Genomic DNA, 24,739 nt, shown 5'->3' on the forward strand with positions numbered 1-24,739 from the left:
CCGGACCCTTCTCGGTGACAGGGTTCCCGGCTCGGTGCGGCGTCAGTGCCAGATGGTGGGTGGGGGCGGCGAGGCTGTCAAGACGTCGCACACAGCGGTCCTTCGGAAGTCTTTTCCGCGTCCAGACCCTTCACAGACTGAACATGCCGCTCCTACTCTGCGACTGTAAGCGCTTCCAATCTTCCCTGGAAACCTCGCACAGGTACCGGCCGAGCTGTGGCGTCAACCCAGCTTCACCCCAGTTCAGAAGGCATATGCAGGTCGAGAACGAGGGCGCTCCGATTGTTATCGCTCTCCGATATCCCGCAGAGGGAGGTTCAACGCAGTGAGTACGTTCGCTCCCGGCTTCCTGTGGGGCGCCGCCACATCGAGCTACCAGATCGAGGGCGCGGTCGAGGAGGACGGCCGGTCTCCCTCCATCTGGGACACCTTCGCGGCCACCCCGGGCGCCGTCCGGAACGGTGACACCGGAGCCGTAGCGGCCGACCATTACCACCGCGGCGGCCTGTGACGCCCCGGACTCCGTGCGCGCCTACAGTGCTGCTACCGCCCGTCCCGTCCGCAGGAACAGGAGCCGCCCCACATGACCAGACGGCCGCCGACGCTCGACGAGGTGGCGCTGCGCGCCGGGGTGTCGGTCGGGACCGTCTCGCGGGTGATCAACAACCGTCAGCACGTGAGCAAGAAGGCGCGCCAGGCGGTGGAGAGTGCCGTGGCGGAGCTGGGCTACGTGCCCAACATGGCCGCCCGTTCGCTCGCTTCCCAGCGTCGCGGCGCGGTCGTACTGGCGATCTCCAGTGACGACCCCGCGCTCTTCGCCAACCTCTTCTTCGCCGAGGTGATCACCGGCGTCAACGCGGTCATCGAGGAGACGGACCTCGAACTGCTGCTGGTCCTGGCCGCCTCCGAGCGCGGCCGCACCCGGCTGGCCCGCATCCTCCGGTCCCGGGGCGCGGACGGCGTCATGCTGCTGGCCCTGCGCGAGAACGATCCGCTGGCGAAGGTGGCCGAGGCGGGAGGCGTGCCCGTCGTGCACGGCGGCCGCTCCCTGGACCGGGCCCCGCGCTGGTACGTGGACGCCGACAACCGCGGCGGGGCGCGCCAGGCCGTGGAGTACCTGATCTCGACGGGCCGCCGTGCCATCGGGACCGTCACCGGCCCGCAGGACATGCACGCGGGTGTCTCCCGTTATCTGGGCTTCCGCGAAGCGGTCGCGCTGGCCGGTCTGTCGGACCACCGGGTGGTCCACGCCGACTTCAGCGAGGTGGGCGGTGCCACGGCGACCGCCCGGCTCCTCGACGAACACCCTGATGTGGACGCGGTGTTCGTCGCCTCGGACGCCATGGCAGCGGGTGCGCTGCAGGTCCTGCGCGAGCGCGGCCGGTCCGTCCCGGAGGACATCGCGGTCGTCGGGTTCAACGACGTCCTCACGGCCCAGCACACCCGGCCGGCCCTGACGACGGTCCACCAGCCGATCGTCGCCCTCGGCCGCGAGATGACCCGCATGCTGGTGCGCGTCCTGGACGGCGAGCAACCGACACCGCTGATTCTGCCGACGGAACTGGTGATCCGGGAATCCGCGTAACGGGGTCCCTCGGCACGGCGGGGACCACCTGCGCCCTGAACCTCGCCGCGGCAGCGCGCGGGCCGGTCAAGCGAGCTTGAGCAGCAGATCGGTGAGTTCGGCCGGTGCGGTGATCATGCAGTCGTGGCCGGTGGTCAGTTCCCACACCTGGGCCGGGGTGCCGCCCGGCTGGGTCGCGGGGACGGGGCGCCGCTCGAAGCCTTCCGGTTCGCTTCCCACGCAGTGGATGTGGGTTCGGGGGATGGCGTTCACGGCGGGGTTGTCCAGGCGGACCGGCTGCTGGAGGCAGAGGGCCGACTGGTCCGACAGCGTGGTGCGCAGCCAGGCGATGTCCGCCGGGTCGGTGACGCCGAACAGGCCGCCGGGCGGCGGGAGTTCGGGCATCGGGGGAATCCGCCAGCCGGTGCCGGACCGCGCGGCGAGGTCGATCAGCGTCTGCGTCACGGGCAGGACATCCCTCGCGCTCTCGCCGTCCCGGGGGACCATCGCGTCGAGGTAGACCAGGTGGGCGATCCGGTCGGGGACCTGGTTCGCCGCGGACGATACGACCAGCCCCGCGTAACTGTGTCCCACGAGGACCACGTCGGTGAGGTCCTCCTCGACGATCAGGCCGACCACGTCGTCGACGTGCGTGTCGAGGCCGACCTCGGGGCCGAGCAGGTGTGCCTTGTCGCCGTGGCCGGTCAGCGACGGCGCGAGCACCCGGTGTCCGGCCGCCGTCAGCAGCGGGACCACCCGCTCCCAGGCCTGTCCGCTGTGCCAGGCTCCGTGGACCAGTAGATACGTGGACATGGCTGTCACTCCTCGTCGTGGTGGGGTGGCCGGCGCCTCGTCGTGGCGGGAGTGGGCGGCGCCGCTGATCGGCGCGCCCTCGGCCGGCCACCGCTCACGCTGGCGCCCGGGCGCCACCCGAGCCAGGGCCCCCGCGATCCTGGGGGTGACAGGACCAGGCAGGCGCGCGAGCGCGCGACCTACAGTGGGGAGATGCCGGACGCATCGAATCCGCTGGGCGAGTACGTGCGCGCCCGCCGCGAGCTCGTCACCCCTGAGCAGGTCGGTATCCCCGTGATCGGGGTACGGCGGGTGCCGGGGCTGCGCCGGGAAGAGGTCGCGATGCTCGCCGGTATCAGCGCCGACTACTACCTGCGCCTGGAGCAGGGCCGCGACCGCAACCCCTCCGTACAGGTCCTGGAGTCCATCGCGCGCGTGCTGCTGCTCGACGCCGACGCGACGGCGCACCTGCTGCTGCTCGGCGCAGACCGGCCCCGGCGGCATCGCACCAGGCCCCGGCCGCGGCAGGAGGCGGTCCCGCCGGGCATCGCCAAGCTCGTCGCCACGCTCCCGCTCCCCGCGCTGGTCGAGGGGCGTTACTTCGACGTCCTCGCCGCCAACTCCCTGGCGACGGCGCTGTCGCCCCGCTTCACGGCGGGCGCCAACCGGCTGCGGTCGCTGTTCCTCGACCCGGCCGAGCAGGCGCTCTACCCGTACTGGGAAGGCGCGGCCGGGGGCATGGTGGCCGGCTTCCGCGAGTCGGTCGGCACCGACACGGACGACCCCCGGTTCATCGAGCTGGTCGGTGAACTCTCCCTCGCCAGCCCCCTGTTCAGCCGGCTCTGGGCCCGGCACGACGTACTGGCCTGCGAAGCCGCGCCCAAGTACATCGACCACCCGCAGGTCGGGGGGCTGCGGTTGAACCGGGAGCGGCTGAGCATCGACGGCGCGGCCGGTCAGACGCTCGTCGTCTACCACCCGGACCCCGGCACCGACAGCGCCGACAGACTGGCGCTGCTCGCCTCGGCCGCGCAGACACCAGCCGCCGGCGCCGGATCCGTCTGAGGTATTACCTGCCGTGGCCGTCGGAGCGCTTGCGGTGGAGAGTGAAGTTCTCGAAGACCGACAGCTCGCCGTGCGGCTTGTTCACGTTGTAGTAGGTGACGTGCATGCGGGTGGTGTCGCCGGGGTGGCGGCCGGGGTCGACGGTGAACGCGGCGAAGCCGTAGGGGTGTTCGGTGTCGCGGACGCCGATCCAGACCGCGTCCTCCTTGACGTACGTGGAGGTGCGCTTGCCGTTGGAGCCGGGGGTCGCCGACACGGCGGTGATGACCTTGCCGGTGCCGTCCTTGAAGAAGGCCTGGTTCGTGGTGCCGGAGACGCCACCGCCGCCGAGGATCATGTGGACGGTGCCGAGGCCGGTGTCGATGGAGTCGGTGGCGTGTGAGACCGGGTTGGGGGTGAGCGTCTCGCTGCCGTTGACCACACCACGAACGGCCAGTGAGCGCTCGTAGTTGTGCTCGTGGCCACACAGCACCAGGTCCACGCCGTAGCGGTCGAAGAGGGGGCCGTACTTCTGCCGCAGGCCGAGGTCGGCGCCGTTGGCGTCGGAGGAGCTGATCATCACCTGGTGCATGGCGACGACCACCCAGTCCACGTCACGGGAGGCCCGCGCCGCCTTCAACTCCTTCTCCAGGAAGGCGAGCTGGCGTCCGCCGGAGTAGCCGCTGATGTAGACGTCACCGCCGTCCTGGAGGCAGTTGTCGTCGTTCTGCAGCACGATCACGCGGACGGAACCGGCCGTGAACGCGTACCACAGGCCCGCGAGTTCATCGTCGGTCTCGGTCGAGGGGAGGTCGAAGTAGGTCTGGTAGGCGCCCAGGCCGATCGGGCCGTTGGCCTTCTCGATCTCGTGGTTGCCGGCCGCCGGCATCCAGGGGCGGAAGCGCGCCGAACGGGTGTTGTTGGTGAAGAAGTTGTTCCAGGTGCGCACCCGGTCGACGTCCAGGTTGGCGTAGCAGAGGTCGCCGTTGAGCAGGTGGAAGAGCGGGGCGACCTGCTCGATTCCGGTGACGATGTCCTTGGTCGCGGGGGTGGAGTTCGCGTCCAGCGCGACCGTGCCGTCGGCCGCCCAGGTCACCTGCGGCGCGGACTGGTCGCCGAAGCTGGTGAAGGTGAGCGGCTTGCGTCCGCGCGGGGCCGTGCGGAACGTACCGCTGTCCGGTGTCGTGCCCTCGTGCGTGGCGAGGTAGAGGTAGTCGGTGTCCGGGGTGAGCCGGTTGAGCGCGGCGTGGTGGACGTAGACGGTGCGGTTGGAGGTGCCGTCCGCGTAGGTGACGGTCCGGGCCTTCGCGCTGGAGCCGAAGCCGTGCTCCAGGGTGCCGTAGCGCACCAGCGGTTTGGACACCGGTCTGTCGGTGATCCACGACACCGTCATCTGGGTGCGCGGATCCGCGCCGAAGGTCAGGTGCAGCCCCTGGACCGGGGGTGCGCCGGAGGAGTCGGCGGTGAGGTGAAAGGCCGGGTCGGCGCGCGGAGCCGCGTCCGCGCTGCCCGCCCCCAGCAACGGAGTGACGGCGGCGCCGGCCCCCGCGCTGCCGAGCAGACCCAGCGCGTGCCGACGGCTGAACCCCTCGGAGGATTCGGAATTTTTGGTCGACCCGTCCGATGTCCCCGCATGTGCGGTCATGGTGCCCTCCCTGACGAGCAGTTGAGCTGAACGACCGCACCCTGGCGGGCCACAAAGACCCCTGAGTGAACGTTGCGTGGCCAGTGGGTCGTTGCGCCGCGTGTGGCGGGCCGGGGAGGAGAACCTTGCCCGTGCCTTTGCCGACGGTCGCCCAGCTGTTGGCACGACCGGGGGTGAACCGGCGCGCCGGGAGGGCTTGTTCGTTACTGCACGGGAGGGCTGGTCGGCTACTTCACGGAAGGTCCGGTCGGCTACTTCAGGACGTCGGGCTCATGCGCCACCCCATCCCCGCGTCACGCCGGGGCGCGGCCGGCTGATCACCCCGGCGCACCCGGCCGCGACCGTCCGCACGAGGGCGAGGCCGACGCCGTGACCGCCCCGCTCAGTCGTCCGGGACGCCGGCGCCGCTCAGCGCGGTGACGGTCTCCTCGGTGCGGGCGAGGGAGCGGGCGCCGATGCGGAACTGGGCGAGTCTGTCGACGATGGTCTGTCCGACCGGGGTGTGGCCCCAGATGCTGATGCCCTGGTGGGTGCTGGGCTGCCAGGTGGACTCGTCGACGACGACCGGGTTCCAGCCGACCTCCCACTCGAAGCCCGAGGGCGTGACGGCGTAGTACGACAGCTCCTTGTCGTTGGTGTGCCGGCCCACGGACAGGGCCATGCCGAAGCCGAGTTCGTGCACGCGCTGGTAGCTGCGGGCCACGTCGTCGAGCGTGGCCGCCTGGATGTTGAGGTGCTGGACGCGGGTGCGGACGGGGTCGACGGGCAACCCCTTGAGTGCGGCCACCGCGATGGAGTGGTGGCGTTCGTTGACGCGCAGGAAGCGGATCCTGAGCTTGACGCCGCTGATCGTCTCCTCGATGCAGTCGGTCAGGCGGGCGTCGAAGACGGTCGCGAAGTAGCCGCGGATCCCGGCCGGTCGAGTGGAAGTCAGCGCGATGTGCCCCATACCGGAGTCTCCGGTGACGAACCCGGACGCGAGCATGCGCAGCGGCTCGGGCGAGGTCAGCGGGGTCGTGTAGATCTCCTGGGCGATGCCCTTGGGACCCGGGAAGCGCAGCAGGCGTTCGACACCTCTCAACTGCGCCTCCTCCGCGGTCCCTTGGGAGACGGGGACGCCGTGGGCCCGGATCCGTGCCTCGATCCGCTCGAAGGTGACGTGGTCGTCGATGTGCCAGCCGGTGGCGACGACGTCCTCGGCCGGGCCGCGCCGCAGCAGGAAGCGACACTCCTGGTCGTCGAGTCGGAACCGCATCAGGCCGGTGTCGAGGGCGTCGTGGTGCATGCCGATGGCGTCGGTGCCGAAGCGGCGCCAGTCCGTGAGGCGTTCGGTCTCCACGACGATGTAGCCGAGGTGCACGGAGCCGAAGACGGACGCTTCTCCCGGGGCGCTCATCGCCGGCCCGCCAGGAAGTCGGCGCAGACGCGGTTGAACAGTGCGGCGCGCTCGAACTGCACCCAGTGGCCCGTGTTGGCGACCAGATAGAGATCGCAGTCGGGCAGCCGCTCGGCCAGCATGCGGCCGCCGGAGGGCCGGTTGACCTGGTCGGCGGCGCCCCACAGAACCAGGGTGGGCACGGGCAGTCGGGCCAGGCGCTCGTCGCGTGTGAAGTCCATCTTCCACAGCGTCCGCAGCGCGTTCGGCCCCGACGGGCGGGTCAGCGGCGGCGCCGCGACGACCTCCGGGTCGACGCTGTCCCGGTAGCGCGCGTCGATGACGCTGTCGGGCACGTCGGCCGCGTTGAAGACGAGGTACTGCCGGATGAACTTCTCCAGCTTCGGCCGTGAAGGCCCGTCCTCCGAGTAGTAGTTGAGGAGGCTGCGCAGACCCGGCGTGGGCAGGGCTCGCGTGGTGCCGACACCGCCCGGCCCCATCAGGACCATACGGTCGACCCGGTCGGGGGTGTCGAGCGCGAGCCGGAGCGCGCAGGCCCCGCCGTAGGAGTTGCCGACCAAGTGGGCGCGGTCCAGGCCGAGTCGGTCCAGCACACCGCGTATCGCGCCGGCCAGGTGTCCGAAGGGGTCGGTGGCGTCGACGCCCTTGGTGCTGCGGCCGTAGCCGGGCAGGTCGGGCACGATCACCCGGTACGTCTTCGCCAGCTCGGCGATGTTGCGCGCGTAGTTGGCGACGCCGGAGGCGCCCGGCCCGCCGCCGTGCAACAGCACCACGGGCGGGCCGTCACCGGTCTCGGCGACGAAGATCTCCTTGCCGGAGACGTCGAGCAGGTACTCCTGCATGGCGGGCAGTTCGGTGTGTGTGGTCATGACGGTCCTCATCCCGTGGTCGTGACGGTCGGACGGAGTGCCGGGGTGAAACCGGCCGGTGGTGGCGGGAGTTGAGCCCCGGCCCGGGCGGCCGCGTAGACATAGCCGTCCGGGCGCAGGGCGACGACGGTCGCGCGGTGCTCGGCCAGCCACGGCAGCAGCACGCCGTCGCTGTCGACGACCGTGCCCTCGGCGGGACGGGATCCGGCGGGTGTGACGGTCAACGCGAGGACGTTCCAGCGGGGTTGGGCCGTGGGAGTACGTGCGTGCAGCAGCAGCCAACGGCCGGCGAGTACGTCGTCCAGCCGGGCGCGCGTCCCGTCGGGCGCGGTCACCCAGGGCTGGGGGATCTGGTTGCCGGACGCCTTGGTGCGCGGACGGGCCTGGAGTCCCAACTCGTAGCGTGCGACGGGTATCCACTGGGAGTCCTGCAGCCGGTCACCGAAGCCGGGCACCCGCCCGAGCACCCACAGCCCGCGGTCGCGGACGGCCGCGACCGCGCGCCGGCGCTCGGTGATGACCCGGCCGACGAACACCGCGCGCCCGGTGACCTCTTTGACATGCGGTTTCCGCTCGGCCTCGTAGCTGTCGAGCACGTCCTCGCCCAACTCGCCCCGCACTACCGCGTCGAGCTTCCAGCACAGGTTCGCCGCGTCCCGCACCCCGGCCGCCATCCCCTGCCCGATCCACGGCGGCATGGCGTGCGCGGCGTCCCCCGCGAGGAAGACCCGGCCCACCCGGAAGCGGTGGGCGAAGCGGACGTGATGGCTGGAGACGGTGGCCCGCTGGATCCTGATGTCGTCCTCGCCGATGCCGTACCGCGCGACCAGTTCATGGATCGCCTCGTCGGTCGTCAGATACGTCTCGTCGTCGCCCGGCAGGATCGGGAACTCCCAGCGGTGGTGGCCGAGCGGGGTCGGACAGTCCACCGCGGGCCGGGCCGGGTCGCAGCGGAACCGCAGCCGGTCGTGGCCGGGCCACGGCTTCAGCATCTCGGTGTCGATGACGACCCAGCGGTCCTCGTAGGTCCGTCCCTCGTAGCCGACGTTCAACTGGGCGCGGGTCAGGCTGGATCCGCCGTCGGCGGCGATGACGTAGGCGGCGCGGATCCGTCGTACCGAGTCGTCGTCGATGGAGACCACGGTCAGCTCCACGCCGTCGGCGTCCTGGCGCAGCCGCAGGCATTCGTGCCGCAGCAGCACCTCCACGTTCGGGTAGCGGTCGACGCCCTCGCGCAGGACCTGCTCCAACGCGGGCTGGTAGATGAACATCTGCGGCGGATGGCCGTGGCCGCGCGGCGTCGGGCAGGCGCTGAGGAAGGACCGGCCCCGCGCGTCCACGAAGTCGACCGGCCGCTCGGCGAGCATGTCCCGCTTCAGCCGCTCGGCGAGGCCCGCGCGCTGCCAGATCCGTACGACCTCCTCGTCGGTGGAGATCGCTCGGGCCCGGGAGTGGACCTCGGCGTCCCGCTCCAGGACGACCACCCGCAGACCCGTCGCCCCGAGCAGGTTCGCGGCGGTGACGCCCGTGGGCCCGTAGCCGATCACCGCCACGTCGTAGGCACCGTCTGTGTCCATCAGCCACCTCACTGTGGTCGTGCTGCACTGCCGCGGCTCATTGATGTAACGCTCACTCCAATTGGAATGGTCGATACGGTAAGCTCGTCGTCAGAGCCGGTCAAGGGCCGGGCGGGAGCCGAGCAGGACAGGAGGGCGCATCCCATGAACAGCGGGAGCACCACGCGCAAGCAGCGCGCCAACGGGGTGGAGTCGCGACGGCGCATCCTGGACGCGGCCGTGGAGATCGCCGGCGAGCGCGGCTACGAGGGCACCTCCATCGCGGCCGTGAGCGCCAAGTGCGGTCTGCCCGCCAGCTCCATCTACTGGCACTTCAAGGACAAGGACGACCTCATCGCGGCCGTCATCGAGCGCAGCTTCGAGACCTGGCTGACCGCGGTCGAACTCCCCGGCGAGGACACGGGAACTCCTCTCGAACGTGTCCTGGTCATGGCCGCGAACATCGCCAACTCGCTTGTGGACGCACCGGACTTCCTCCGCCTCGGCCTGATGCTCGCGCTCGAACGCCGGCCCACCGAACCCCGTGGGCGGACGGTGTTCCTCCAGGTCCGCGAGATCTCCCGGCAGCGGATCGCCGAAGTGGCCGCGACCCTCTTCCCCGACCTGGGCGCGAAGGACGTCGAGACGCTCACCGCCTATGCCGTCGCCGGTGCCGACGGGCTGTTCGTGCACCGGGAGATCAACGGCGACTCCGTGGACCTCGTGGCGATGTTCGAACTGCACGCCCGGCTGGTCCACGACGCGGCCGTCCGCATGGCAGGCACGGCGAGCACGGCGGAGGGGAACCAGGGATGACCGCGGCCGTCCGTCGCATCGACGTGCACCAGCACCTCGTACCGCCCTTCTACCGCGATCTGCTCGCCGAGGCGGGTCTCACCGAGGCCGGTGGGCGGGCGTTGCCGGAGTGGAGTGCTCAATCCGCGCTGGAGGCAATGGACTTGCTGGGTACGGAGACGGCTTTCGTGTCGGTCTCCACGCCGGGCACCGCCTTCCTGGACTCGCCGACCGAGGCGGCCGATCTGGCGCGCCGGCTCAACGACCACTCCGCCGCCCTGCCCGCCCAACACCCGGGCCGCTTCGGGTACTTCGCCACCCTCCCGATGCCCGATGTCACCGCCTCCGCCGCGGAGGCCGTGCGGGCGCTGGACGAACTCGGCGCCGACGGGGTCACGTTGCTCGCCAACAATCAGGGCGTCTACCTCGGCACGGGCGGCGAGGACGCGCTGTGGCGGGTCCTGGACGAGCGGGCTGCCGTGGTGTTCGTCCACCCGGCCGAGCTGCCCGCCCCGCCGGTCGACGGCATCCCGCCGTTCGCCGCCGACTTCCTCCTGGACACCACGCGGGCCGCCTACCTCCTCGTGCGCAACGGCGTGGTGCGCACGTACCCGAACATCCGGTTCGTCCTCAGCCACGCGGGCGGCTTCATGCCGTACGCCTCGCACCGCATGGCCGTCTCCCTCGCCGGGGACGTCGGACGCAGCCCGCTGGACACCCTGGACGACTTCCAAAGCTTCCACTTCGACACCGCGCTGTCCTCCAGCCCGGCCGCGCTGCCGACGCTGCTGGCCTTCGCCCGGCCCGGGCACGTCCTGTTCGGCAGCGACTGGCCCTTCGCACCCGCACCGGCCGGCCAGTACTTCGCCCAGGGCCTCGACACCGGCGTGACGCCCGAGCTCCTGCACGCCGTCAACCGCACGAACGCCGAAGCCCTGTTCCCTCGCCTGGGCGGCACACCGGCCCCCGTTCCTCCCGTGCGACTGCGGCAGACCGCTCGCCGAGCGGCCGCCCGCCTCCTGTTCAAGCTCGTCCAGCCCGGCACCGGCTGAGCACCGGCCGAGGAACCCGAGGGGCGGCTCGGCCGTTGGATCATCAGGACGGTCGTGGTGCAGCCGGAACGGGGAGCTACATGGCACGGGTACTGGTCATCGGCGGCGGTATCGCCGGTACGACGGCGGCGCTGGCCCTGCGCAAGGCGGGACTCGACGTCGTCGTGTACGAGGCGCACCCCGACTCGGCCGAGGACATCGGCGCGTTCCTGACCCTGGCGAGCAACGGCATGCGGGCCCTCGCGCAGCTCGACGCGTCGGCGGCGGTCGGCGCGGCCGGCTTCCCGCTGACCTCGATGCGCGTACTCGACGACAGCGGTGCGCAGGTGGCGCAGGTGCCCCTGGGCGAGGCGAACGACCCGCCGCTGAGATACCGGTGCCTGCGCCGCGGCGAGCTCAACACCGCCCTCCAGGAGGAGGCGCGGCGCCGGGGCATCGACATCCGCCACGGCACACGGCTCGCCGGCGTCGAGGAGAGCCCGGCCGGAGTGACGGTCCGCTTCACCGACGGCAGCACGGACTCGGGCGACCTGCTCCTTGGCGCGGACGGGTTGAACTCCACGGTCCGGACGACGTTCGCCCCGGAGGTGCGGCCGGTTTATGCGGGGCAGCGGGTGTTCTACGGGTATGTGGGGGGCCGGGGTGGGGCGGGGGCCGAGCCCTCGGCGGATCCCGAGTCCGTCACCTCGGCGGATCCCGACCCCGTCACCTCGGCGGATCCCGACCCCGGCACCTCGGCGGATCCCGACTCCGTCATCTCGGCGGAAGCCGCACCCGTCACCTCCGCCGATCCCGCACCCGCCGCTTCGGCGCACCCGGCACCCGCCGCTTCGGCAGACCCCGCGTCCAGCACCTCGGCATCCTCCCCTGCCTCCGCGGACGACGCCCGCATCACCATGGTGCGCGGCAGCGCCGTCGCTTTCGGCTACGCGGTGTCGCCCGCCGGGGAGACCTTCTGGTTCGCGCGTGTGGCCGGCGACCCGCTGTCCGCCGAGGAGTTGGCGCAGGGCACGCCCGCCGACTGGCGCGAGCAGCTCGTGCCGTTGCTGCGCAAGGACACCACGCCCGCCGCCGACCTGGTCGTTGCCACCTCCGACGAGCTCATGGTCACCAACGCCACCGAGATCCCCACGGGCACACGCTGGCGCTCCGGCCGGACCCTGCTCATCGGCGACGCCGCCCACGCCGCCTCCCCCGCGACCGGGCAGGGCGCGTCGATGGCCATGGAGGACGCGGTCATCCTCGCCAAGTGCCTGCGCGACGCCCCGGACACCGACTCCGCGCTCTCCCTGTACGAGACGCTTCGCCGTCCGCGCGTGGAGCACAACATCACCGTGAGCGGGAACATCTCCCGAGGTGCGCAGGCCCCGTCGCGGCCGGGTGCCGAGGGGGCTCCGTCCAGGCCGGGCGCCGGGGGACCTCCGCCCCGACCGGCCCCGAGCGCCCCACCCACCCGACCGGACAAGGCCGCGCCGCCCAACCGGCCCGACCCGAGCGCACCGCCGACGCGCCCCGGTCCCCCGGCTCCCCCGTCCCGTCCCGGCGAGGACGACCTCGTCCGGCACCTGGACTGGGACACCGACATCTGGGCGCCGAAGGGCTGTTGACCGAGGAGCCAGGGCCCATCACCGCCGGATGCCGGCTCAGGCCCGCTGCCCCGCGGTGACCCTCCCGCCCTGCTGTGCCAACCTCTCCGTGGCGAGCCGCTGAGCCTCGCGCAGCGGCGTCGTGCCGTTCCTGCGGGCCGCGTCCAGCAGCACGGCGACCGTGTCCCCGATGCCCTCGACCCGTCGTACCGCCTCCTGCCGGTCGAGCCGGTCGATCTCGCGGCCGAGGGTGTGGACGACGCCACCCGCGCTCGCGACGAAGTCCGGCACCCACACGACGCCCCGTTCGGCGAGGAGGTCGGCGACCGAGTCGTCGGTGAGCTGGTTGTTCGCCGGGCCGATCACGAGCCGTACATCGAGCAGGGGCGCCGTCCGCGGGCTCAGCACCCCGCCGACGGCGGCCGGGACCAGGACGTCCGCCCGTGTGCCGAGCACCGCGTCGGGGTCGACCCAGTCGAGGCCGGACCGCGCGGCGACCGCCCGCTTCGCCGGGTCCACGTCGGAGACCAGCACCCGCGCGCCGTCCGCGGCGAGGCCGGCCGCGACCCGGCTGCCGACCGAGCCGAAGCCGCTGACCAGGACGGTGCGGCCGGCGAGGGACGGCGCCCCGAAGACGTGGTCCGCACCGGCCCGCAGGGCGGCGAGCACACCGCCGGCCGTCGGGACACCGGAGTCGCCGGTGCCGCCCTGCTCCTCGGGGAGGCAGAAGACGTACGGGGAGGAGCGGCGCAGCACGACCATGTCGTCGGGCGTGGTGCCCACATCGGGGCCCGCGCGATAGGAGCCGCCGAAGGAGGCGATGACCTCGCCCAGGTCGACCAGAGCCGACTCCCGTAGTTCCGGGGTGAGTTCGGTGTGCTCGTCGAGGGCGACCACGCTCTTGGCGCCGCCGAAGTCCAGCCCGGACGCGGCGCACTTGTAGGTCATGGCCTCGGACAGCCGCAGCGCGTCGGTGAGTCCGTCGCGCCAACTGCCGTAGCGCCGCATCCGGCAGCCGCCGACGGCGGGGCCCAGGGCGCGGGAGTGGATCGCGACGATGATCGGGAGCCCTGAGCGGGGGCCTCGGCGGAGGGTCACCTCTTCGTGCTCGAATGTTTGCGTCATGGGCGAGAAGCTAGGGCGATGTACCGGACCCTGGTGAAGATCCCGAACGAAATTCGGCAACGCCGACGCGGAGGCGATCGTGGACGAACTTGATACGGCGATCCTGCGGCATCTGCAGGAGGACGCACGGCAGTCCAACCGGGCCATCGCGGAGAAGGTCGGCATCGCCCCCTCCACCTGTCTGGAGCGCATCCGGCTGCTGCGGCAGCGCGGGGTGATCCGGGGCTATCGCGCGCAGGTCGCGCTGCCGGCGCTGAACCGCGGGGTGCAGGCGATGGTGGCCGCGACGGTCCGGCCGCTGAGCCGTGAGGTGGTGGCGGCCTTCGAGCAGTCGGTGTCCCGGCTGCCCGAAGTCCTGTCCGTCTACACGATGGCGGGCAACGACGACTTCCTGGTCCATGTCGCGGTCCAGGACATCGAGCACCTGCACGCCTTCCTGCTCGACCGGCTCACCAACCGCCGCGAGATCCTTAGCTTCCGCACGATGATCATCTACCAGCATCTGGCCAACCCGGTTCTGGAGCCGCTGCCGGTCCCCGGGGCCGACCTCACCCGCTGAGGGCCGCGCGTCCTCGCTGAGCAGGTCACACGCTGAGCGCCTCCCGCACCGCCCGCTCCGACTCCGCGCCGCCTTCGCCCGTGGAGGTGACCCGGCCCGCTTCGAGCACGTAGTACCGCTCGGCCGCGCGCATGGCGAACCCCACGTACTGCTCGACGAGCAGGACCGACAGGCCGCCACGCCGGGCCAGCGCCAGGATCGTCTCCTCTATCTCGGCGACCACGGAGGGCTGGATTCCCTCGGTCGGTTCGTCGAGCAGCAGCAGCCTCGGCCGGGTCACCAGGGCGCGGGCGAGGGCGAGTTGCTGGCGCTGGCCGCCGGAGAGCAACCCGGCCCGGCGGCCGGAGAGTTCACGCAGGACGGGGAAGAGGTCGAGGGCCTCCGCGATCGCCTCCTTCCCTCCCCCACTGCGCGAACGGCGCGGGGGGACCCCCAGGCGTCCGTCGGCGACGAGTTGGAGGTTCTCGGCGGTGGTCAGGTGCGGGAAGGACTGCTGGCCCTGCGGCACATAGGCCATCCCGCGGGCCACCCGCTGGTGCGGGGCGAGGCGGGTGATGTCCTCGCCGTCCAGCAGCACGGTCCCCGACTTCGGCTTCAACAGGCCCATCGCCGTGCGCAGCAGCGTGCTCTTGCCGGCACCGTTGTGACCGAGGACGGCCGCGACACCGTCCTTGGGGACGGACACGGTCACGCCGTGCAGGACGGGGCTGCGGTCGTAACCGGCCCGGACGTCGCTCAACTCCAGCATGGCGTCACGCCTCCTCGGTGACAGAAACAGCGGCGGGTTCCGGTTCCGAGGCGCGGCCCAGGTAGACCTCCTGCACCTTCGCGTCGGCCTGCACCTCGGCCACCGTGCCCTCGCTCAGGACCTTGCCGGCGTGCAGGACGCTCACGCTGCGGGCGAAGGAGCGCATGAAGTCCATGTCGTGCTCGATGACGACGACCGTGCGCTCGGCGCTGACCCGGCGCAGCAACTCGCCTGTGGCCTCCCGCTCTTCGTGGCTCATGCCCGCCACCGGCTCGTCCAGCAGCAGGAGTTGGACGTCCTGCACGAGCAGCATGCCGATCTCCAGCCACTGTTTCTGGCCGTGCGCGAGAACGCCGGCCGGGCGGTCGCGCAGGTCGGTCAGGCCGGTGGTCTCCAGCGCCTTGGTGACCGACTCCGGGATTCCGGTACGCCGCCGCAGCATGGTCAGCGGTCCGCGCCCGGCGCCGGCGGCGATGTCCAGGTTCTGCAGCACCGTCAACTGCTCGAAGACGGTGGCCGTTTGGAACGTACGGCCGATCCCGAGGCGGGCGATCCGGTGCACCGGCTTGCCCAGCAGCTCGTCGCCGCCGAAGCGCACCGACCCGGTCGCCTTCACCAGGCCGGTGACCGCGTCGACGAGCGTCGTCTTGCCCGCGCCGTTCGGGCCGATGAGGAAACGCAGGTCGCCGGGGCGGATGTCGAGGTCGACGCCGTCGACCGCGGTGAAGCCGTCGAAGGTGACCCGCAGGTCGCGAACGGTCAGGCCTCCGTCGTTCGTACCCTCGCCCTTCAGTCCCTCGATGCTCATGCCGTCTCCCCCACCGTCACGGCAACCGGTTCTTCCGTACGGGTCACAGGCATGGCAGGACGCGTGCGCCGCCTGCGCAGGACCACCCACAGGGACGCGAGTCCGCCCGGCAGGAAGCCGACCGCCAGCACGAACAGCAGGCCCTGGAGGTAGGTCCACGCGGCCGGGAAGGCGTCGGAGAGGGTGCTCTGCGCCCAGGCCACGGCGATCGCGCCGAGCACCGCGCCGACCAGCGAGGCCCGGCCGCCGACGGCCGCGCCGATCACGAAGCCGATGGACGGCACGATCCCGATCAGCGCGGGCGAGATGATGCCGACGGCCGGTACGAACAGGGCGCCCGCGAGTCCCGCCATGCCGGCCGCGACGACGTACGCGACGAGCTTCACGTTGGCGGGGTCGTAGCCGAGGAAGCGGACCCGTTCCTCCGAGTCCCGTACCGCGACGAGGAGTTCGCCGTAACGGCTGACGAACAGCTGGCGGGCCAGGGCCATCAGCAGAAGCAGCACGGCGGCGATGACGAAGTACACCATCCGCTGATTGACCGGGTCGTCCAGCGAGTAGCCGAAGAAGCCCTGGATGTCGGTGAGTCCGTTGGTGCCGCCGGTGGTGGCCTGCTGGCCGATCAGCCAGATCGACAGGGCGGCGGCGAGCGCCTGGCTGAGGATCGCGAAGTACGCACCCTTCACCCGGCGCCGGAAGACGAAGAAGCCGAGCACCGCGGCGACGGCCATGGGCAGCAGCACGGTCATGGCGAGCGCGAAGAGCGGGTTGGTGAACGGTTCCCACCACCAGGGCAGCGCGTCCGAAGTGCCGTACAGCTGCATGAAGTCGGGGAGTTTCTCGCCGCTGGCGGCGGCGTCGGTGAGCTTGAGGTGCATGGCCATGGCGTAGCCGCCGAGGCCGAAGAAGACGCCCTGGCCCAGCACCATCAGTCCGCCACGGCCCCAGGCGAGGCTGACGCCGACGGCGACGATGGCGTAGCAGAGGTACTTGGCGAACAGCGAGAGGCGGAAGTCGGAGAGGGCGAGCGGGGCGACGCCCAGCAGCAGGACGGCGCCGAGGAGGAAGGCGCCCGGGACGCGGAGGCGGGTGAGGGTCGTCGTCATGCCAGGCTCCGGGTGCGCAGGGTGTACAGGCCCTGGGGCCGCCACTGGAGGAAGGCGACGATCGCCACCAGCACGCCGACCTTGGCGACGCTGACCGTGGTCGAGTATTCGAGGACCGACTGCAGCACGCCCAGCGCGAAGGCCGTGATGACGGCGCCCTTGAGCTGTCCGATGCCGCCGACGACCACGACGAGGAAGGCGTCGACGATGTAGTTGGTACCCATCGTCGGACCGATCGGGCCGACCAGGGTGAGCGCGACGCCGGCCACGCCCGCGAGGCCCGAGCCGATGAAGAAGGTGATCCGGTCGACCTGGCCGGTCGCGATGCCGGAGACCTCGGCGAGGTCGCGGTTCTGCACGACGGCCCGGATGCGGCGGCCGAGCGGGGTGAACCGCAGGACGAGCGTGAGGCCGAGGACGCACAGGAGCGCCAACCCCAGGATGAACAGGCGGTTGTTGGCGAAGGTGACCCCGCCGGCCGAGATGTTGCCGGTGAGCAGATCGGGCGCGGCCGTCTGCACGTTGGGGGCGCCGAAGACGTCCCGGGCCAGCTGCTGGAGCATCAGGGAGACACCCCAGGTGACCAGCAGGGTGTCCAGGGGGCGGGTGTACAGGCGCCGGATGAGCAGCCATTCGAGCAGTGCGCCCATGGCGCCGGCCACGAGGAAGGCCAGCGGCAGAGCGACGAGCAGGGAGGCGCCGGCGCTGCTGATGGACTTCTGCAGGACGTACGTCGTGTAGGCGCCGGCCATGATGAACTCGCCGTGGGCCATGTTGATCACGCCCATCTGACCGAACGTCAGGGTGAGGCCGAGGGCGATGAGAAGCAGGACGGCACCGATGCTGATGCCGGTGAACGACTGGTTGAGGACGACCGTCATGAAGCGGCTCCGGGGGCTCCGGGAGGGGACGGGGGTGCGGGTGCCGGTGCGGGCGACAGCGAACTGACGGACACTCAGGAAAGGCTGCTCGCCCAGGAGTAGCCCTTCAGGTACGGGTCCGGCTTGATCGGCTTGCCGGAGTTCCAGACCTCCTCGATCAGGCCGTCGGAGCCGACCTTGCCGATGCGGGCCGTCTTGTAGACGTGCTGGGTGGCGCCGTCGACGGTGACCTTGCCCTCGGGGGCGTCGAGGAGGATGCCGTCGCTCGCCGCCTTGACCTTGGCGACGTCGAAGGAGCCGGCCTTCTCGACCATCTCCTTCCACAGGTAGAGGGAGATGTAGGCGGCCTCCATCGGGTCGGAGGTCGGCTTGTCCTTGCCGTAGGCGGCCTGATAGGCCTTCACGAACGTGGTGTTGGCGGCGCCGGGAGTGGTCTCGTAGTAGTTCCAGGCGGTCAACTGGCCTTCCAGGTACTGCGTTCCGATGCTCTTGACCTCTTCCTCGGCGATCGAGACGGAGAGCACCGGCAGGCTCTTGGCGCTCAGGCCCGCGGACTTGTACTCCTTGAAGAAGGCCACGTTGCTGTCGCCGTTGAGGGTGTTGAAGACGGCGTCCGCGCCGGCGCTCTTGACCTTGTTGGTGATGGTGCTGAACTCGGTGGAGCCCAGCGGCGCGTAGTCCTCGCCGACCACGGTCATGCCCTTGGCCTTCGCGTAGGCCTTGATGATCTTGTTGGCGGTGCGCGGGAAGACGTAGTCGCTGCCGACCAGGTAGAGGCGGGTCAGGCCCTGCTTCTTGAGGTAGTCGAGGGCGGGCACGATCTGCTGGTTGGTGGTGGCGCCGACGTAGAAGATGTACGGCGACTGCTCCAGGCCCTCGTACTGCACCGGGTAGAACAGCAGCGACCTGTAGCGCTCGAAGACCGGCTTGACGGCCTTGCGGCTGGCCGAGGTCCAGCAGCCGAAGGTGGCGACGACCTTGTCGTCCTTGATCAGGGCCTCCGCCTTCTCGGCGAAGGTCGGCCAGTCGGAGGCGCCGTCCTGGCTGATCGGCTTGAGCGTCTTGCCCAGCACACCGCCGGCCGCGTTGATCTCCTTCACGGCGAGCAGCAGGGCGTTGTGGACGGTCACTTCGCTGATGGCCATGGTGCCCGAGAGCGAGTTCAGCAGGCCCACCTTGACGGTGCTGCCGGAGGTGTCGGCCTTGGCACCGGCGCCGGACGAGCTCTCCGTACCGGTCTTGGCGCCACAGGCGCTGAGCGCGGCGGACGCGCCGACGGCCGAGGCGCCGACCAGCAGACCACGTCGGCTGAGGCTGAAGCCGGACATGCAATACCTCCTTGCCCGAAGGCGGATGAAAAGAGATCGTGAAATTCGGGAAGGGAAATACGAACCGCCCACGCACCGGCCTGAGCTGCGGAAGCGCGGACCACAGACTGCGCCGGGCCTGTTTCCTTCGCGTTTCGCGGCGATTGATGAACCGTTGCGCTTGACGCACGGCAAAAGAATCAACAACCGTCTGGAGATGCATGGTTGGCGGCATCTCAGTAAGGGCAATTATTACTTCCTGCGGAAACTATCCACTTCACCGAGTCCCGCGGGTGGATGATTGCGCTGCTGGGCCAAGTGCGTGACGGGCCGGTGAACACGCCGTTGAGCAGCCGCGATTCCCTACGATCGTGTCGTGGTCACCTTCGAGCTCGAACGCACGGCACCCCTCCCGCTGGCCGAGGCATGGCGCCGCCTCACCGAGTGGCCCCGGCACGGCGAGGTGGTCCCGCTGACCCGGGTCACCGTGGCCACCCCCTCACCGACGCACGTGGGCACGGTGTTCGTGGCCCGCTCGGGGCTGGGCCCGCTCGGCTTCGACGACCGGATGGAGGTCACGCTGTGGCGGCCCCCGTCGGACGACGAGCCGGGCCTGTGCCGGCTGGAGAAGCGGGGGCGGGTCGTGCGGGGCTGGGCCGAGATCGAGGTGCGGCCCGGGCCCGGCGGGCGCAGCCGGGTGGTGTGGCGAGAGGAGTTGGGGGTGCGGCTGCTGCCTGGGCTCTTCGACCCGGTGCTCGTGCGGGCGGCCCGGTTCGTGTTCGGGCGGGCGGTCAACCGACTGCTCAGGATGGAGTGACCGGAGGTGACCGACCGGTCGGTTCCCCGGTCGGTGCAAGGGCCCGTGAACCGACGCCCTAGTCTGAACCCCTTGAGCGGTCCGTCCAGGCCAGGGAGTGGGGAAAGGTGACCGGCGCATGTCGCTGAGCTCCGGAAGTGCCGGGTCCGACGGCGCGTCCATAGCCGGCTACACCCTGATCGACCGGCTGGGCAGCGGCGGTATGGGCGTGGTGCACCTGGGGCTCTCGGCCTCGGGGCGACAGGTCGCGATCAAGGTCGTGCACGCGCAGTACGCGCTCGACGAGGAGTTCCGGGCCCGCTTCCGGCAGGAGGTCGCGGCGGCGAGACGGGTGAGCGGCGCGTTCACCGCGCCCGTCGTGGACGCCGATCCCGACGCCGAGCAGCCGTGGATGGCGACGCTGTACGTGCCCGGCCGCACGCTGAGCGAAGTGGTCGCCGAGCAGGGCCCGTTGAGCGGGCGCCGGCTGCGCACCCTCGCGCTGGGCCTGGTCGAGGCGTTGCGGGACATCCATCGGGCGGGGGTCGTGCACCGGGACCTGAAGCCGAGCAACGTCCTGATCGCGGAGGACGGTCCGCGCGTCATCGACTTCGGCATCTCGCGCGCCGCCGACAACGAGGACCTCACCGTGACCGGCCGGCTGATCGGCACCCCGCCCTTCATGTCGCCGGAGCAGTTCTCCTCCCCCAAGGACGTCACCGCCGCCTCGGACGTCTTCTCGCTCGGCTCGCTCCTGGTGTACGCGGCCACCGGGAACCGCCCCTTCGAGGGCGGAAGTCCGTACCTGACGGGCTATCAAGTGATGTACGAGGCGCCGAAGTTGGCCGGGGTGCGCGAACCCCTCCGCTCCCTCGCCGCCCGCTGCCTGGAGAAGGACCCGGCGGCCCGGCCCGGTCTGGACGAACTCCACCGCGACCTGCTGGCGCTGCCGGTGGACGAGTCCGCGGAGTCCCAGGCCGACGTCGCCTCCCACCTCACCGTGCCGGACGGCGTGACGGGGGTGGGGTCCGGCCGTGGTTCCCGTCCGGGTCCCGGAGCGGCGGCCCACCAGGCGGACACCGCGACGGGTACGGGATCCGGTGCGTCCGCGGGGCGTGGCCGTCCGACCCGGCGTGTCCTGCTCGGCCTCGGCGCCGTCCTGGCCGTGACCGCGATCGGCATCACCACGGCGCATCTCGCGTCGAGCGGTGGGACCGGCTCGCCCGCCTCGGGTGCCTCCGCGAGCCCGTCCGCTCCCGCCGTGAGCCTGCCCGCCGACTGGCGCCCCTGGCGGGCGAGCCTGCTCTCCGAGAAGAAGGGCGACCCCCTCGACGAACTCAAGTCCGGTTGCGTGGCGGGCGGTTCGACCGCCGTGTACTGCGCGGGCACCGGCTTCACGACCGTCCGGCTGAACGCCGCCTCCGGCCGGGTCGAGTGGCGCGAGGGCACCAGCCCCGAGACCTCGCGCCCCATCGGCGTCCGGGACGGCCACGTCTACACCTACGTCAAGCCGGACTCGACCGAGACCTACATCCCCCGGCGCCTGGTCGCCCTGGACACGGGGACCGGCACCCAGCTCTGGGCCCACCCGGTCAGCGAGGACCGTGACGCCGTCCTCTTCGACGGCGGGGTCGTGGCGATGGACGAGAAGGCGACGCAGTACGTCGCCTACGACGAGAGGGGCCGTCGGCTGTGGACTACGCGCGCCTCGTCGAGCGTCGGCGACGCCTGCACCCCGGCGGTCCTCGGCGGTACCCCGTACGGCCTGTGCACACCCGCGGACGATCCCTCCAAGGGCGAGGTCGCCCTGGTGCACCTGGACCCCGTCGACGGCACGGCGAAGGAGATCGCCACCCTGCCCACGGGGGCCGTGCCGCTGGGCATGGCCGAAGGGCGGCCGCTGTTCGCGGTACCGCAGTTGCCGGAGGGTTCCTTCGGCAGCGGTGAGGACCAGCCGTACACCACCCTCGTGCAGGTGGACCCTCTCGGCGGGGGCCGGCGGATCCCGCTGCCCGGCGCGACACGCGGCACGCCCACGCTGGTCGGGGGTGTCGTCCACTTCGTCCGCCCCAACGGCACGGTCACCGCCGTGCGGGTGAGCGACGGCAAGCGCCTGTGGCAGCGGGAGACGGACACCGAGAACCTGTCGACGCCGGTGTACTCGGCGAAGTCCGGCACGCTGTACCTCGCCAACCAGTACGGCCGGCTGCTGGCCCTGAACGCCCGTACCGGCGTGGTGCGTTGGCGCACCTCCGCGCTCCAGGACCCCGGTGACTCCGCGAGCGACACCACTCCCTCGCTCCTGCTCGTCAAGGACGCGATCGTGGCCGTGGCGGGCGACACGGCCTTCTCGGTGCGCCCGGACAGGCCGAAGGCCGTGGCGAAGTGACCTTCCCGCTCGAACCCCCTGGCCCGTGAGGTCCGTTCAGGCCACCGACCCGATCCGCCGGGGTGGCGTCGACGCGGGGTCGTGGTGGATCGGCGTGTGCGCGCCGGTGAGGGAGATCCCGCTGCCGCCGCGCCGGTCGGCGACGATCTCGGAGGCGATCGACAGCGCCACCTCCTCCGGCGTCCGGGCGCCCAGGTCGAGACCGATGGGCGAGCGCAGCCGCGCCAACTCGACCTCGGTCACGCCGACTTCGCGCAGCCGCTCGTTGCGGTCGAGGTGGGTGCGGCGGGAGCCCATCGCGCCGACGTAGGCGACCGGCAGGCGCAACGCCAGTTGAAGCAGCGGGACATCGAACTTGGCGTCGTGGGTGAGCACGCACAGGACGGTACGGCCGTCGACCCGCGTCCGCTCCAGGTACCTGTGGGGCCACTCCACGACGATCTCGTCGGCCTCCGGGAAGCGGGCACGGGTCGCGAAGACGGGACGCGCGTCGCACACCGTCACGCGGTAGCCCAGGAACGTGCCGATCCGGACCAGCGCGGACGCGAAGTCGATCGCGCCGAAGACGATCATCCGGGGTGGCGGCACCGAGGACTCGACGAGGAGCGTGAGCGGCGCCCCGCAGCGCGAGCCCTGCTCGCCGATCTCCAGGGTGCCGGTGCGGCCCGCGTCCAGGAAGGCGCCGGCCTCGGCGGCGACCGTGCGGTCCAGTTCCGGGTGGGCGCCGAAGCCACCCTCGTAGGAGCCGTCCGGGCGGACCACGAGCGCGCGGCCGGCCAGGTCCGCGGGGCCGGAGACGATCCGCGCGACCGCCGCTGCCTCACCGTTCGCGGCGGCGGCCAGCGCGGCGGCGACCACCGGCCGGGCGGGATCGCCGACCCGTACCGGGGTCACGAGGATGTCGATGACTCCGCCGCAGGTCAGACCGACGGCGAAGGCGTCCTCGTCGCTGTAGCCGAAGCGCTCCAGGACGGTCTCGCCGTCCTCCAGGGCCTGTCGGCACAGCTCGTACACCGCGCCCTCCACGCAACCGCCGGACACCGAGCCGATCGCCGTGCCGTCGGCGTCCACCGCGAGGGCGGCGCCCGGCTGACGGGGGGCGCTGCCGCCGACGGCCACGACGGTGGCCACGGCGAAGTCGCGGCCGCGCTCGACCCACCGGTTCAACTCGTCGGCGATGTCCAGCATCTCTCGGTCTCCTTGACAGCGGTTGCGTGGCGGGCGGTTGGCGGGGCGCTAGTGCACGCCCATCCAGCTCTCAATGGGATTGAGGGCGAAATAGACCAGGAAGATCACTGTCAGGCCCCACATGAAAGCACCGATCTCCCGCGCCTTGCCCTGGGCGATCTTGATGGCGACGTACGAGACGACGCCGGCCGCGACACCCGCCGTGATCGAGTACGTGAACGGCATGATCACCACGGTCAGGAAGACCGGGATAGCGGTGGCCCGGTCGGACCAGTCCACGTGCCGCGCGTTCATCATCATCATGGCGCCGATGACCACCAGGGCGGCGGCCGCGACCTCGCCCGGGACGATCGCGGTGAGCGGGGTGAAGAAGAGACAGGCCGCGAAGAACAGACCCGTGACGACGGAGGCGAGTCCGGTACGGGCCCCCTCGCCGATCCCCGTCGCCGACTCGACGAACACGGTCTGCCCCGAGGCGCCCGCGACGCCGCCGATCGCGCCGCCCGCGCCGTCGATGAACAGCGCCTTGGACAGACCCGGCATCCGCCCCTGCGCGTCCGCCAGTTTCGCCTCGGTGCCGACGCCGATGATGGTCGCCATCGCGTCGAAGAAGCCGGCCAGCACGAGCGTGAACACGATCATGCCGACGGTCATCGCGCCGACCTGCCCCCAGCCGCCGAACTCGACCCTGCCGAAGATCGAGAAGTCCGGCATGGAGACCGCGCTGCCGTGCAGTTCGGGAGCGCCGCTCGCCCACTGCTTGGGCGCGATGGCGCCGACCGCGTTCAGGATCACGGCGAGCACGGTGCCGCCGACGATGCCGATCAGGATGGCGCCCGGGATGCCGCGCGCCTGGAGCATGAAGATCGCGAGGAGGGTGACGGCGAACAACAGCACGGGCCAGCCCGCCAGTTCACCGGTCGGGCCCAGGGTGACCGGGGTCGCCTTGCCCTGGTGCACGAAGCCGGCCTTGTAGAAGCCGATGAGCGCGATGAACAGGCCGATGCCCATGGTGATCGCGTGTTTCAGCGCGAGCGGGATCGCGTTCATGATCAGCTCGCGCAGGCCGGTGACGACCAGCAGCATGATGACCACGCCGTACATCACGCACATCCCCATGGCCTGCGGCCAGGTCATCTGCGGGGCGACCTGCGAGGAGAGCACACCGGAGACGGACAGGCCGGCGGCGAGGGCGAGCGGCACCTTGCCGAAGAAGCCCATCAGGAGCGTGCTGAAGGCCGCGGCGAACGCGGTCGCGGTGATGAGCGCGTTCTGGCCGAGGGTGTGCCCCGCCACGTCCTTGCCGGACAGGATCAGCGGGTTGAGCAGGAGGATGTACGCCATCGCCATGAAGGTGGTGACGCCGCCGCGCACTTCGCGTGCGACGGAGGATCCGCGTTGGGTGATGTGGAAGTACCGGTCGAGCCAGGACCTGCCGGCCGGGACGCGGGTGCCTTCGCCCGCGTCTTCGGCTGTGGTCCTGGGCTCAAGGGACTGCTGGGTCATGGTGCCGTCTCCCAAGGTTCAAAGGTG

General features: G+C 71.2%; 21 protein-coding genes and 1 pseudogene. 9 read left to right on the plus strand and 13 right to left on the minus strand.

Annotation, left to right across the window (positions count from 1 at the left end; genetic code table 11):
* Positions 1 to 298 precede the first annotated feature (298 nt).
* Positions 299 to 499, plus strand: a pseudogene (locus ACIQI8_RS07270) (family 1 glycosylhydrolase); the annotation flags it as partial.
* An 84-nt stretch (positions 500 to 583) separates the two neighbouring features.
* A complete protein-coding gene (locus ACIQI8_RS07275; RefSeq protein WP_402345785.1) occupies positions 584 to 1,585 on the plus strand; it encodes a LacI family DNA-binding transcriptional regulator in 1,002 nt (333 codons plus the stop codon).
* A 66-nt stretch (positions 1,586 to 1,651) separates the two neighbouring features.
* Here the strand turns inward: ACIQI8_RS07275 and ACIQI8_RS07280 are convergent, their stop codons facing one another.
* Positions 1,652 to 2,377 carry an alpha/beta fold hydrolase gene (locus tag ACIQI8_RS07280; protein WP_402345787.1) on the minus strand — a complete coding sequence of 242 codons (726 nt, stop codon included), beginning with the start codon at positions 2,375 to 2,377 and terminating at the stop codon, positions 1,652 to 1,654.
* Between the two features lie 192 nt (positions 2,378 to 2,569).
* Between ACIQI8_RS07280 and ACIQI8_RS07285 the strand changes: the two genes are divergently transcribed.
* Positions 2,570 to 3,421, plus strand: a complete 852-nt coding sequence (locus ACIQI8_RS07285; RefSeq protein ID WP_402345789.1) for a helix-turn-helix domain-containing protein — start codon at positions 2,570 to 2,572, stop codon at positions 3,419 to 3,421.
* Between the two features lie 4 nt (positions 3,422 to 3,425).
* Here the strand turns inward: ACIQI8_RS07285 and ACIQI8_RS07290 are convergent, their stop codons facing one another.
* The 4 genes from ACIQI8_RS07290 to ACIQI8_RS07305 all read right to left on the minus strand — a co-directional run bounded on the left by ACIQI8_RS07290 (position 3,426) and on the right by ACIQI8_RS07305 (position 8,887).
* Positions 3,426 to 5,045: a purple acid phosphatase family protein gene (locus ACIQI8_RS07290; RefSeq protein WP_402345790.1), complete on the minus strand. Its 1,620-nt coding sequence runs from the start codon at positions 5,043 to 5,045 to the stop codon at positions 3,426 to 3,428.
* Positions 5,046 to 5,427: 382 nt separating this feature from the next.
* On the minus strand, positions 5,428 to 6,441 hold the full coding sequence (locus ACIQI8_RS07295) for a VOC family protein (protein ID WP_402345792.1): 1,014 nt from the start codon (positions 6,439 to 6,441) through the stop codon (positions 5,428 to 5,430).
* Complete coding sequence (locus ACIQI8_RS07300) at positions 6,438 to 7,310, minus strand: alpha/beta fold hydrolase (RefSeq protein WP_402345794.1); 873 nt, start codon at positions 7,308 to 7,310, stop codon at positions 6,438 to 6,440. The genes ACIQI8_RS07295 and ACIQI8_RS07300 overlap by 4 nt, the downstream gene beginning before the upstream one ends.
* 8 nt (positions 7,311 to 7,318) lie before the next feature.
* Positions 7,319 to 8,887, minus strand: coding sequence for a bifunctional 3-(3-hydroxy-phenyl)propionate/3-hydroxycinnamic acid hydroxylase (locus tag ACIQI8_RS07305; RefSeq protein WP_402345796.1), 1,569 nt, complete (start codon positions 8,885 to 8,887; stop codon positions 7,319 to 7,321).
* A 144-nt stretch (positions 8,888 to 9,031) separates the two neighbouring features.
* Here ACIQI8_RS07305 and ACIQI8_RS07310 point away from each other — a divergent pair, with 144 nt between their 5' ends.
* The 3 genes from ACIQI8_RS07310 to ACIQI8_RS07320 are packed head-to-tail and all read left to right on the plus strand — an operon-like array spanning position 9,032 to position 12,320.
* Positions 9,032 to 9,682 carry a TetR/AcrR family transcriptional regulator gene (locus tag ACIQI8_RS07310; RefSeq protein ID WP_402345798.1) on the plus strand — a complete coding sequence of 217 codons (651 nt, stop codon included), beginning with the start codon at positions 9,032 to 9,034 and terminating at the stop codon, positions 9,680 to 9,682.
* On the plus strand, positions 9,679 to 10,713 hold the full coding sequence (locus ACIQI8_RS07315) for an amidohydrolase family protein (protein ID WP_402345800.1): 1,035 nt from the start codon (positions 9,679 to 9,681) through the stop codon (positions 10,711 to 10,713). Before ACIQI8_RS07310 ends, ACIQI8_RS07315 begins: the two co-directional genes overlap by 4 nt.
* 35 nt (positions 10,714 to 10,748) lie before the next feature.
* A complete protein-coding gene (locus tag ACIQI8_RS07320; protein ID WP_402345801.1) occupies positions 10,749 to 12,320 on the plus strand; it encodes an FAD-dependent oxidoreductase in 1,572 nt (523 codons plus the stop codon).
* Between the two features lie 36 nt (positions 12,321 to 12,356).
* On the opposite strand, the gene ACIQI8_RS07325 is transcribed toward ACIQI8_RS07320, so the two are convergent.
* Positions 12,357 to 13,424 carry a Glu/Leu/Phe/Val dehydrogenase dimerization domain-containing protein gene (locus tag ACIQI8_RS07325; RefSeq protein ID WP_402345803.1) on the minus strand — a complete coding sequence of 356 codons (1,068 nt, stop codon included), beginning with the start codon at positions 13,422 to 13,424 and terminating at the stop codon, positions 12,357 to 12,359.
* 79 nt (positions 13,425 to 13,503) lie between these two features.
* On the opposite strand from ACIQI8_RS07325, the gene ACIQI8_RS07330 reads away from it, so the two are divergent.
* Positions 13,504 to 13,983, plus strand: coding sequence for an Lrp/AsnC family transcriptional regulator (locus ACIQI8_RS07330; RefSeq protein WP_402345805.1), 480 nt, complete (start codon positions 13,504 to 13,506; stop codon positions 13,981 to 13,983).
* A 25-nt stretch (positions 13,984 to 14,008) separates the two neighbouring features.
* Here ACIQI8_RS07330 and urtE read toward each other — a convergent pair whose 3' ends face one another.
* The 5 genes from urtE to urtA form a co-directional block, all read right to left on the minus strand.
* Positions 14,009 to 14,731 (minus strand): urea ABC transporter ATP-binding subunit UrtE, encoded by a 723-nt coding sequence (gene urtE, locus ACIQI8_RS07335; protein ID WP_402345807.1) that lies wholly within the window; start codon positions 14,729 to 14,731, stop codon positions 14,009 to 14,011.
* A gap of 4 nt (positions 14,732 to 14,735) precedes the next feature.
* On the minus strand, positions 14,736 to 15,539 hold the full coding sequence (gene urtD, locus ACIQI8_RS07340; protein ID WP_402345809.1) for an urea ABC transporter ATP-binding protein UrtD: 804 nt from the start codon (positions 15,537 to 15,539) through the stop codon (positions 14,736 to 14,738).
* Positions 15,536 to 16,645 carry an urea ABC transporter permease subunit UrtC gene (gene urtC, locus ACIQI8_RS07345; RefSeq protein ID WP_402345811.1) on the minus strand — a complete coding sequence of 370 codons (1,110 nt, stop codon included), beginning with the start codon at positions 16,643 to 16,645 and terminating at the stop codon, positions 15,536 to 15,538. The genes urtD and urtC overlap by 4 nt, the downstream gene beginning before the upstream one ends.
* Entirely contained in the window at positions 16,642 to 17,526 is an 885-nt protein-coding gene (gene urtB, locus ACIQI8_RS07350; protein ID WP_124001598.1) for an urea ABC transporter permease subunit UrtB, read from the minus strand. The genes urtC and urtB overlap by 4 nt, the downstream gene beginning before the upstream one ends.
* Positions 17,527 to 17,600: 74 nt before the next feature.
* Positions 17,601 to 18,854 carry an urea ABC transporter substrate-binding protein gene (gene urtA / locus ACIQI8_RS07355; protein ID WP_402345813.1) on the minus strand — a complete coding sequence of 418 codons (1,254 nt, stop codon included), beginning with the start codon at positions 18,852 to 18,854 and terminating at the stop codon, positions 17,601 to 17,603.
* Between the two features lie 355 nt (positions 18,855 to 19,209).
* On the opposite strand from urtA, the gene ACIQI8_RS07360 reads away from it, so the two are divergent.
* Together ACIQI8_RS07360 and ACIQI8_RS07365 are read left to right on the plus strand one after the other, a co-directional pair.
* Entirely contained in the window at positions 19,210 to 19,650 is a 441-nt protein-coding gene (locus ACIQI8_RS07360) for an SRPBCC family protein (protein WP_402345815.1), read from the plus strand.
* 118 nt (positions 19,651 to 19,768) lie between these two features.
* Positions 19,769 to 22,018, plus strand: a complete 2,250-nt coding sequence (locus tag ACIQI8_RS07365) for a PQQ-binding-like beta-propeller repeat protein (RefSeq protein ID WP_402345817.1) — start codon at positions 19,769 to 19,771, stop codon at positions 22,016 to 22,018.
* Between the two features lie 36 nt (positions 22,019 to 22,054).
* Here ACIQI8_RS07365 and ACIQI8_RS07370 read toward each other — a convergent pair whose 3' ends face one another.
* The gene (locus tag ACIQI8_RS07370; RefSeq protein WP_402345819.1) at positions 22,055 to 23,206 is read right to left on the minus strand and encodes an XdhC family protein; all 1,152 of its coding nucleotides are present in this window, start codon (positions 23,204 to 23,206) and stop codon (positions 22,055 to 22,057) included.
* Between the two features lie 48 nt (positions 23,207 to 23,254).
* The gene (locus tag ACIQI8_RS07375) at positions 23,255 to 24,712 is read right to left on the minus strand and encodes an NCS2 family permease (protein WP_402345821.1); all 1,458 of its coding nucleotides are present in this window, start codon (positions 24,710 to 24,712) and stop codon (positions 23,255 to 23,257) included.
* Between the last annotated feature and the right edge of the window lie 27 nt (positions 24,713 to 24,739).

It is taken from the genome of Streptomyces sp. NPDC092369 (assembly GCF_044755245.1).
Classification (GTDB): Bacteria; Actinomycetota; Actinomycetes; order Streptomycetales; family Streptomycetaceae; genus Streptomyces.

Coding starts and splice junctions, on each gene's coding strand:
- ACIQI8_RS07275 (WP_402345785.1), top strand. CDS start 584: ATGACCAGACGGCCGCCGACGCTCGACGAGGTGGCGCTGCGCGCCGGG.
- ACIQI8_RS07280 (WP_402345787.1), bottom strand. CDS start 2,377: ATGTCCACGTATCTACTGGTCCACGGAGCCTGGCACAGCGGACAGGCC.
- ACIQI8_RS07285 (WP_402345789.1), top strand. CDS start 2,570: ATGCCGGACGCATCGAATCCGCTGGGCGAGTACGTGCGCGCCCGCCGC.
- ACIQI8_RS07290 (WP_402345790.1), bottom strand. CDS start 5,045: ATGACCGCACATGCGGGGACATCGGACGGGTCGACCAAAAATTCCGAA.
- ACIQI8_RS07295 (WP_402345792.1), bottom strand. CDS start 6,441: ATGAGCGCCCCGGGAGAAGCGTCCGTCTTCGGCTCCGTGCACCTCGGC.
- ACIQI8_RS07300 (WP_402345794.1), bottom strand. CDS start 7,310: ATGACCACACACACCGAACTGCCCGCCATGCAGGAGTACCTGCTCGAC.
- ACIQI8_RS07305 (WP_402345796.1), bottom strand. CDS start 8,887: ATGGACACAGACGGTGCCTACGACGTGGCGGTGATCGGCTACGGGCCC.
- ACIQI8_RS07310 (WP_402345798.1), top strand. CDS start 9,032: ATGAACAGCGGGAGCACCACGCGCAAGCAGCGCGCCAACGGGGTGGAG.
- ACIQI8_RS07315 (WP_402345800.1), top strand. CDS start 9,679: ATGACCGCGGCCGTCCGTCGCATCGACGTGCACCAGCACCTCGTACCG.
- ACIQI8_RS07325 (WP_402345803.1), bottom strand. CDS start 13,424: ATGACGCAAACATTCGAGCACGAAGAGGTGACCCTCCGCCGAGGCCCC.
- urtE (WP_402345807.1), bottom strand. CDS start 14,731: ATGCTGGAGTTGAGCGACGTCCGGGCCGGTTACGACCGCAGCCCCGTC.
- urtD (WP_402345809.1), bottom strand. CDS start 15,539: ATGAGCATCGAGGGACTGAAGGGCGAGGGTACGAACGACGGAGGCCTG.
- urtC (WP_402345811.1), bottom strand. CDS start 16,645: ATGACGACGACCCTCACCCGCCTCCGCGTCCCGGGCGCCTTCCTCCTC.
- urtB (WP_124001598.1), bottom strand. CDS start 17,526: ATGACGGTCGTCCTCAACCAGTCGTTCACCGGCATCAGCATCGGTGCC.
- urtA (WP_402345813.1), bottom strand. CDS start 18,854: ATGTCCGGCTTCAGCCTCAGCCGACGTGGTCTGCTGGTCGGCGCCTCG.
- ACIQI8_RS07365 (WP_402345817.1), top strand. CDS start 19,769: ATGTCGCTGAGCTCCGGAAGTGCCGGGTCCGACGGCGCGTCCATAGCC.
- ACIQI8_RS07370 (WP_402345819.1), bottom strand. CDS start 23,206: ATGCTGGACATCGCCGACGAGTTGAACCGGTGGGTCGAGCGCGGCCGC.
- ACIQI8_RS07375 (WP_402345821.1), bottom strand. CDS start 24,712: ATGACCCAGCAGTCCCTTGAGCCCAGGACCACAGCCGAAGACGCGGGC.